This is a genomic window from Streptomyces sp. NPDC093568 (assembly GCF_044764945.1).
In the GTDB taxonomy this organism is placed as follows: Bacteria; Actinomycetota; Actinomycetes; order Streptomycetales; family Streptomycetaceae; genus Streptomyces.
Map to the genome: position 1 here is coordinate 1 of NZ_JBIWJD010000041.1, position 7924 is coordinate 7924.

At 67.5% G+C, this 7924-nt stretch carries 8 protein-coding genes; 4 read left to right on the forward strand and 4 right to left on the reverse strand.

Annotated features, from left to right (window positions below):
- From ACIRD7_RS43150 to ACIRD7_RS43160, 3 genes are all read left to right on the forward strand, one after another.
- Positions 1–233: DUF6417 family protein (locus ACIRD7_RS43150; protein WP_403461549.1), on the forward strand; the 233-nt coding region annotated here is incomplete at its 5' end.
- Positions 234–810: 577 nt separating this feature from the next.
- The gene (locus ACIRD7_RS43155) at positions 811–1020 is read left to right on the forward strand and encodes a hypothetical protein (protein WP_403461550.1); all 210 of its coding nucleotides are present in this window, start codon (positions 811–813) and stop codon (positions 1018–1020) included.
- A 60-nt stretch (positions 1021–1080) separates the two neighbouring features.
- Positions 1081–3024, forward strand: a complete 1944-nt coding sequence (locus ACIRD7_RS43160) for a hypothetical protein (RefSeq protein ID WP_403461551.1) — start codon at positions 1081–1083, stop codon at positions 3022–3024.
- Between the two features lie 165 nt (positions 3025–3189).
- Here ACIRD7_RS43160 and ACIRD7_RS43165 read toward each other — a convergent pair whose 3' ends face one another.
- Positions 3190–3552 carry a hypothetical protein gene (locus ACIRD7_RS43165; protein ID WP_403461552.1) on the reverse strand — a complete coding sequence of 121 codons (363 nt, stop codon included), beginning with the start codon at positions 3550–3552 and terminating at the stop codon, positions 3190–3192.
- Positions 3553–3613: 61 nt separating this feature from the next.
- Positions 3614–4684, reverse strand: coding sequence for a hypothetical protein (locus ACIRD7_RS43170; RefSeq protein WP_403461553.1), 1071 nt, complete (start codon positions 4682–4684; stop codon positions 3614–3616).
- 386 nt (positions 4685–5070) lie between these two features.
- On the opposite strand from ACIRD7_RS43170, the gene ACIRD7_RS43175 reads away from it, so the two are divergent.
- Entirely contained in the window at positions 5071–5352 is a 282-nt protein-coding gene (locus tag ACIRD7_RS43175) for a CopG family ribbon-helix-helix protein (protein WP_403461554.1), read from the forward strand.
- Positions 5353–5437: 85 nt separating this feature from the next.
- Here ACIRD7_RS43175 and ACIRD7_RS43180 read toward each other — a convergent pair whose 3' ends face one another.
- Positions 5438–6295: a hypothetical protein gene (locus ACIRD7_RS43180; protein ID WP_403461555.1), complete on the reverse strand. Its 858-nt coding sequence runs from the start codon at positions 6293–6295 to the stop codon at positions 5438–5440.
- 6 nt (positions 6296–6301) lie between these two features.
- Entirely contained in the window at positions 6302–7195 is an 894-nt protein-coding gene (locus ACIRD7_RS43185; protein ID WP_403461556.1) for an XRE family transcriptional regulator, read from the reverse strand.
- Between the last annotated feature and the right edge of the window lie 729 nt (positions 7196–7924).

Here is a 7924-nt window from a genome sequence, read left to right on the forward strand (position 1 = left end):
AAGTTGGTTGGAAAGGTGTGGAAGATCCCTGCCTCGACGAGGTATTCGAGCTCACTGACGCCGACTTCTATGCGGGTGAGGTCAGTGCGGAGCGCGTGCCCGTTCTGACCCTTGATGAGGCGCACCAGGTGCTGACGATCCTGGTACAGCTCGCCAACGGCACCGGAGACCAAGCAGAGACGGCGCGACGGCTCGCCCGGGAACTCGCCGCACGCATTCCGTCGGCCACCTGACCGGCGACGGGAACCGCACCACGCAACCACCCCCGCACCGGGCACGCAGGCGGGGAACTTCGTGACGTGCCGCAACGAAGATCACAGGTCTGCACGGCTGCAGCGTTCTGCGGTCACGATCACCAGTGTGCGTTCACCCCTGATGAGGTGCTGTCCGCAAGCTCGAACGCCAGGAGTTGGGGGCGGTGGGCCGCGCGCTAGGCGCGCGGCCCCGCCGTCGACCGGGCGCACCCCAAATGCGCTGCGGTCCGGGTCCCTGCACGGTGTGGTCCGAGGTGCCGGGTCCTGCACACAGGGTGTCCCAGGGCCGCCAGCGATGGCAACTCCCCGTCTGGACACGACCGGGACAGTGGCCTCGTTGCTCTCACCGCTATATCCGAACTAGCCTTTGAGCAGTGCAAACGCATCACGCTCTGGTTCCCGGACACCGTGGGACAAAGCGTTGAAGCGTTCCTTCCGGGTAGCTCCGCACACACCGGGTCCGGCAGGATCTGAGAAGTGCGCAGCGGCTGGCAGGCCCCAAACCTGCCGCCGGGCAAGGGCGCATATGTCCGAGGTGCATCAAGGGAGTTCACACATGAGTAAGGCTCTGTTGTGTGTCGGCGACTGCACGCCGGCGCCGCGTCACGAGTCCGAGGTCGTGGCAGTCATCGCGGTGGTGATCGTGATGCTGGCCGCGCTGAGTGAGGCGGAAGCGTGGCGGGGCGTCGTCCAGGCGCTGCTGGCCGAGTTGGTCGTCGCGGTGATGGTGGCTGTGCTGCAGCTGTCCCCGCACGACCGCATGTGACGGCTGGTTCCTGTCATGGCGGGGCGACGTGAGAAGTCACTTATTGCCCGGGTGCCGGAGATGGCAGAGGTGGCGCACTGGCTGCGGCAGTCGCGCCACCTTTCCGGTCTGACCTACCAGCAACTCGAGCAGGCTACGGGCTGGAGCAGGGGCAGTCTCCACCGGGCGGCCAGCGGCTGGCCCTCGCGGTGGCTGGTGGTCGAGGCGTTCACCCTGGCATGCGGTACCGATGTGGGGACGGCTCGAACACTGTGGCTGAAGGCGAAGGAAGCTCTTGAGCCGACCGTCCAGGACGTCGATGTCATGGCGATCGAGGACGTGGGGAGCTTTGACGAGCTGCGCACGGCGATGGGCCAGTTGCGTGATGAGGCTGGTCAGCCAAGCCTGCGTGAGCTGGTGGGCCGGAGCGGGCGAAGGCTTAGGCGTAGTTCCTTGGCCGCTGCGTTCAAGGGGTCATCGCCTCTCCGGCGAGACCTCGTGGTGACATTCGTTGACGTCTTGGGGGTCAAAGGCGCTGAGGCAGAGGCCTGGGGAGCGGCGTGGGATCGCGCTCAGGCGCATTGGCGGGCGACACGCGGCGCCGCTCGGTTGGCGCCGTTGGACGTGACGGTCTCTCCGGCCGTGCTGGCAGCGCTGGGTGATATCCCGCTGGACGACTGGGTCGCCATCGCGGAGCTGGTGGACGTCATCTTGAAGGGCGGTGCAGGAGGGGGAGGCTTGTCCTCGGTCGCAGTCGATTTCCGCGACGACACGGCACGTCCCGGGGGCCGGTCCGTCACCGTTTCCGGCCAGGACGGCGGCTTTGGCCGTGAGGCAATCGAGCAGTCGTTGCGGGCGAGTTGGACGGGCGGGGCGCAAGGGCAGAACGTGTTCGGGGCCAGCTTTTTGATCGCCTGCCTGCGGTTAGGCTCGCGCATCACGTTGCGCACCGCCCGCAAGCACGATGCCGCTTGGACGCTCTTCACCCTCGACCTGGGCTCACTGATCGCCGATTCCACCTGGCGGATCCCGATCAGCGCGGAGCCCAAGAAGGGCCCCGCGGAGCAGGGCACACGGATCACCATTGAGGCCCTGCGCTCCGACTGGTCTGCCAGCCGGCTGCGCCGTTTGCGGGACCATCTGGGTGATGCCTACAGTTACCCGCTGCGTCAGCGGCAGGTCTGTCTGACGGTGTCGGAGCGGTTGGTGTCTGCCCGAGAGCCGTGCATCTGGGGGGAGAACCGCTTCGTGCAACGGCGCGGGGAGAGTGTGTGTGCCGTGCAGCAGATCGATGTCGTGCTGGGGACGCTCTACTGGTGTCAGGAATGCGGGCAGGAAAGCCCGCTCGGGTCGCCGAACTGCGGGAACTGCGGCGGGACACGGCTTGAACGTACCGAACAGCGCGTGTGGGGGTGGCTGGGTGTTCAGCGCTACCTGCACCCGTCCGACTACGGCATCGACTTCTACCGCGGCGGCCGGAAGGTCCTCATCAGGGACAAGAGCCTGTTTTCCTTCGGTGAGAATCCCGATCACGTCTTGATGGAGTATCCAGCGGACCTCCCCATGAAGGGCAGGCTGGTTGGTGAAATCCACTGCGACCACGTGCCCGTCACCTTCACCAAGACAGCGTTCAACTATGACAGCCCGGAGTGGCGGGCTGTCGTCCACGCGGTTCGTGGCTTCGGCCCGCTTTCGCCCGGGCAGGCCCGGAGGCTGGGATACGCACCCAACACCAGTCCTCTGGCCAGGCTCTTCAGTGCTTTCCGCCGGAATGACCCGGGTCTGCGGTGTCTGGTTCCAGGAGACGGTGCCAAGGCCGTGCACGAGACTGCTTTCGGCTGGGGGAAGCGCTTCCGACTGGGGGATCCTGCCTACCAGGGCGACGAGAGGTGGTACGACGCGGCGCTCAAACACGACACACTGCGCTCGGCCTCACGTGAGACGGCAAACGACCACTTCGATGCGTTATCGCAGGTCCTGCCCCCGTACTTGGGTCAGGGTGAGCATCAGGGCACCCCAGGGTGAGGTTGCCTGGCGGGTGTCCGGCCGGGCGAGCGTCAGCGTATGGCGGGCCGGCCCGTGCTCGTGGGCATCACCGGCGTGACTAGGACGTCGCAGACCTTTGTTGAAGGCGAGCAGCACGTGATCTGCCGTAGGAGGGGCAGGCAGATCTCCTGCCCCTGAGGGGGTTTAGGCCGTGCGGCGGGCCAGGCCGGCGTCGGTCGTGGTCCCGTTGTCGCTCGCGGTGGTGTCGGCGGGGCTGACACGCTTGGTGCGGCAGACGGCGATGGTGGTGTCGTAGCCGACGATGAGGCTGGTCAGGCCGAAGGCCATGAGGCTGTCGCCGGCTTCGATGGTATTGCTGAAGTGAAGGACCGCCGTGGTGGCGATCGCGGGCAGGGCCAAGCTGCCGATCGGGCGGCGCAGGCCCTTGATCTTGCGGGCCCAGCGCTCGCGCACAGGCTTGGGCGGGATGACCTTGAACCAGTTGCTACTGGAGGACGGGTCGGCGTTCTCGCCGCTGTCGACCAGGGCGAGGGGGACGTCGTTCATGCGTGTTTCCTTGAGGGGTGTGCGGGGGTGTTCCGGCGCCGGGTGGGGGGCGCCTGGTGTTCTAGGCGTCGTCGAAGTCGAATCCGAAGTCGTCGTCGAGGTCGTCGAGCGATGCGAGGGGGTCGAGGTCTTCGGCTGCGCGGGCTTCGGTCTTGAGGATGCGGCTGATGCGGCGGGCGGCCCACAGGTCGCGGGCGATGATGAAGTCGCCGAAGGACTGCTCTCCGGTGACGGCCTTGTACATGTGCCGGCTGGCGTCCCAGGGCTTTTCGAGGAGTTCGCCGCTGTCGAGGAAGAGGACGATCATTCCGTGGCCGGTGGCGACGGGGATGATCGCGGAGTTCAGGACCGGCTCGGTGAGATGGAAGGCGACGGGGACCTTGCCGCCGAGGACGGCCTGGGCGACGGCGCTGCTGGTGTCGAAGGGGTAGAGCGGCTGGGGGTAGTGGCGGCGCATGCGGGAGGCGCTGTCCATCATCGAGTGCGGCAGGACGACGTAGTTGGGGTCTTCCTCGGCCACCACGGGTTCGCCGGTCATGGCGAGCCAGCCGTCCTTGAGGGTCAGGCGCCAGGAGCCGGAGCAGTCGCTCAGCAGGGCGGTGTCGGCGGTGACCTGGGCGGCGTAGAGGGGCCTGCCGGGGATGTAGGTGGTGACGGAGATCGAGGTCGCCTGGGTGTCGCTGGTGGAGAGCCAGCGGCGCAGGGATCCGGTGAAGGAGACGCTGACGACGGGCTGTTCGGCGCGGACGTGGGCGCGGAACTCGGCCTCGCGTTGTGCGGGGGTGCCGTCGGCTCCCAGCACGGTCGGCGTGCGGCCGCCTTCGTTCTCGATGCCGTGCAGTGTCCTTTTGACGGCTTCGACGAGGCGGCGTCGGCATGCCTTGGCCTGGGCTTCCTCGTGGGCGTCCTGAGAGGGGACGCCAGGGGGGATGTAGCGCTGGCCGAGGAGGGCGAGGACCTTCTCGTCCTGCTCGTCCTGGGTGAGCGGCTCGTCCATGTCTTGGCCGTAGATCTTCTCGTGGCCGAAGGCGTCGAGCATCTTGAGGGCAGTGCCGCAGACGTGGGCGGTGACGCCGCCGGCGCCGAGGGGCTGCTTGGGGCCGTTACTGAGGGCCTCGGGAAGGTCGTGCACGTGAACTCCTCGGTGGGTGCTCGTCATTTGCGGCTGTGCGCGGGGCGTACGCGGTCGAGTGCGCCGCGTAGCGACCCCATACATGTGGGCGTTCGTGTAACCCAGTTGGAGGATTGCATGTCCGACTACGACGCGCCCACGACGCGCCAGATTTCCGGAAGTGTTGAAGGACACACCAGAAGCTTTACAACCGGTGACCGGTAGGGGATATCTAAGACGGCACATGCGACAGAGGGACTACAAGACTGCATGTAGTGCCGTAGTCTGATCGGCGTTCAGTCAGCGAGGGTGCTGGGATCTGGGAGTTCTCGGCACCCCGAAACGGGAGTGGCGTGCCCCGGTCCCTGGCACGGACGGGGCGTCAGTCCCCGGTGAAGGGAACACGCATGTCGAACGATCAGGGAAAGACAACGGCTGAGGGCAAGGACCGGCAGGTCGTTGTGTCGGTCCGGTTTCCAGGAGAGCTACTTGACCGTATCCAGGCCATGGCGGCGGTGATGTCCACGACCGCCAACGCCCTCATCCGGGAGGGCATGGAGGCCTATGTGCGGGAACAGGCAGCCAGTTCAGAGTTCAAGAAAGCCAGCGAGAAGTACATTGCCGAGGCGCAGGCCCGGGTCGCGACGGTGCTCGGCGCCTCGCCGGACGGCCGCGGGCCGCGTGGCTGACATCGATTTCCGGATCACCAGGCGACATGTGTGCACTGTGCTCACTTTTTGATCCATTCTCTCGGTCCCGCTGCGCCGGGGTCCGTCAACGGGCCCCGGCGTCCCTGCGCCTGCCGCGTGCGGCGTCCTGTACGCGCCGCAGGCCGCGGCGGGCATGGTCCGCACGATTCGGCAGTGCCGTGGCTGGCGACCTGTCGCGCCATTGGCACGTCGACGAGGACGACCTGTGCGATGTCGTGGCAAGGATGACGGCGATATGGGTGGCGAAGTCCTCGCCCGGCAGGGGGATTTCCCGGTCGGGGTGGGCGTCGTAGCCCGCTGTCACGGCGGCCGGCACGTAACTCAGTACGGCGGTGACGGTTTCACTGCGGGTCCGCGAGCCCGGTGATGCCAGCCGGTCGAGGACGCGCAGGACGGTAGTGGTGCTGCGGTCCATGCATACGGTGTCGGTTCCGGTGTCTTCGCCCGGCACCGTGACGGTCTCCGTTTCCTGCTCGGTGGCGATGCTGCTCTGCTCGCGCCAGAAGTTCGCGGCATAGGTCTCGCCGAGTGCCCGGTGGTGCAGGTAGAGGCAGTAGGAGGCGGCATCGTCACCGGCGCCGGCCGCGTACTGCCACCAGAACCGGGCGCCTTCGTCTGCGTCGGCGAGTTGCAGGACGCAGCCCAGCACCCAGGCCCCGTGCGGTGCGGGCAGCTGCTCGGTGACGAAGTCCTCGAGAAACGCCGTGGAGTGGCTGACCGCTGCCTCGCACAGGGCGTTGAGGTGGTTCATGGCCGTGTCGTCGGCTGTCCGGGTCTCGGTGTCCACCCACAGCGTCACGTCCAGGGGCAGGACGGGATAGGCGCGGTCCTCGTAGGGGACCGTGTCGGCGGGCACCGCGGGCTGCTGCTGGAGCAAGGCACGCGACAACAGCCGGTCGATGGTGGTGTCGGTGGCGGTCATGGGTGGTTACTCCCTGGTCTGTCGGCGGTGGTAGATGTCTGCCAGGGCTGCGCGGGCGTGGCCATCGATGGCTCGGGTGGCGGCCGGCGTCAGGCCCACGACGTCCGGGACGGTCTCGGCGTCGATCCCGCACAGATAGCGCAGCACCGTGATGTCCTGCTGATCACGGGGCAGACGGCCGATCGCATCGAACAGGGGCACCAGTTCATCGATGCTCGAGAGGCGTTCCGCCAGGTCGGTGCTTTCCTGCTGGGTCTGCGCCGACAGCGCGGCCGCCCGCAGGTCGACGTGACCCTCCGGGTGGCGGTGCGCGCGCTCCAGCACCCTGGAGCGCAGCAGCCGCCAGCCGAAGCGGGGGGCGTTTTCACTGGTCGCGGCCTCGTCCCAGCACAGCCAGAGGATGTCGAACGTTTCCGCGACGACCCACTGGGCGCGCTGGTCCGTGAGCAGGAAGGCGCGGGCGTAGGCCGTATAGGGGGCGGCCATCAGCTGGACGAAGCCCTGGTGCGCTGTGGGCTGATGCTCTCGTTCGATGGGCACGACGCGGTCGATGGACCGCTGGATCCAGGCCGGCTGCTTGTTGGCCTCCTGCGCTGCCGCGGTCCAGAGCCGTCGCATCGGCCAGGCTGGTATCTCGAGCGCCTTGATGATGCTGAAGGTGATCTCCCAGCCCGGGTAGTAGCCGTTGCCGCGCAGGAGTTCCGAGATCCGGGTCTTGGAGAATCCCGTGAGCGTCACGAGCTCATCGAGAGTGAGGCCGCGGGCCTTCAGGCGGGCGCGGACCGACTCCAGCCAGGCCCGGTGGGCCAGTCCCACACCGGCGGCGATCGGTTCCGGCTTGCGGCCGCGCCGGGCTACGGGTGCGCCGTCGGAGCGCTCCGGCACTGGGGAGGGCATCATCACGGCGCCCCCTCATGCCCCTGGTGCACAGGTACGGCTAACAGCTGTCCTGCAGGCGGGAATCCGGATCGGTCCGGCGGGGGCCGCAGAGCCAGGTGTTCGGGCACAGCCCGCGGCCTGGCCGAGTGGTGGGCCGCCGCATCCGCTGCGGCCGGCGCCTGCGTCATGGGCATCGGTCCTCGTTCCCTTTGGCTGGGCGTCTGGAAGCACCGCTCCGCGCGGCGGTGCTGAAGCGCCCGCGGAAGCAGGACGCCAGCATGGTCCGCCCACCATCGAACACGCCACGTGATCATGAAGTTACGGAACAATAGAGTTCGCAGAGATGGGGGTTACCCCACAAAAGTGGTCATGCGTGCACAGATCCTGGCCCGCTCCAACCCGTAAGAGTGGAGAAAGCGGCCAGCGCCACGGACGGCCACCACAGGACCACCACCATGAACACTAGGCGCCCCACGGCGTCGGACCTTCCCGTCTGGAAGGCCACGGAACCCCTCGTGCTGACGAACACCCAAGGAGGGGCTCCGACTCACCCTCCCGTCCGGCCACCCCCGCGCCGGACGGGAGACAAGATCCCGGCACCCCTCAGCGGCCAGCCGCCGACCTACCGCACTCACCCCGGTCTGAAGTCAGCCGCATGCCTCAACCACCCCACCGACAGCGGCTGAGCGGTGCGCGGCGAGCAGTGAGCTCTTTCAGAGCGGCCACTGATCGGGGCGGGATGGCGTTTGG